The 719-nt window shown below is 54.9% G+C and carries 1 protein-coding gene; it reads right to left on the reverse strand.

Features of this window, described 5'->3' with window-relative positions; translation table 11 throughout:
• The coding region (locus ACTHUG_RS11265) for a type VI secretion system Vgr family protein (protein WP_440386815.1) at positions 1-719 on the reverse strand (719 nt) is incomplete at both ends.

The raw sequence follows: 719 nt of genomic DNA on the forward strand, positions 1-719 counted from the left end.
GCTCTCTGCCGCATGGGCGGTCAGGCTTTGGCCGGCGGTAATGTCGGTATGGTTGCCGCTGATAAGGTGGATGTTTTCATTGGCGGTATGCAGTTGGCTTTGCTCTGTTGTGGTGGCGATGCCGGCCGGGGCGGTTTGGATTAAGCCGGCCTCTTTCAGGTCTTTGAGGGCGTCTTTCAGACGACCCCTTTGGGTTTCTTCATCGGTATTGTGGTTGTTGGCGGTTTGGGCGGCTTTGTTCAGGCTTTTGGCCAGGGAAAGTGCCTGTTCGATCTGTGCGATGGCATCGTCCATATCCAGCACTTTACCGCCAGCATCTTGGTTTTGTGCGCTGACGAGTATGCCTTTACCCGCCCGTACGGTACCCCAGCCGTCGGTTCTGAGTTCGAAGCCTTCGCCGTTTTCTCCGCGTTTGTTGCGATTTGAGTCGACGATATGGCCGAGGTTTAGTTGGGATTTTTGGTAGTCGGTGGCGAGTTTGATGTGTTCCTGACCTTTTTGGTCTTCCATCCTCAGTTTGTTGTTCGCCCAGGTACGGATGACGTTGCGGGTATTCCAATCGGCAGGGATATGGTCGGTATGGGTGCTGTCATGCATCACTCCGGAGATATACGGACGGTCGGGATTACCTTGGACGAAGGAGAGCATCACTTCTGTGCCTTCGTGTAAGGGGAAGTGGATGCCGTATTCGGGACCGGCATAGGGTTTGGCCAGTCGGA

Source organism: Neisseria sp. P0022.S009, assembly GCF_051956675.1.
Classification (GTDB): Bacteria; Pseudomonadota; Gammaproteobacteria; order Burkholderiales; family Neisseriaceae; genus Neisseria.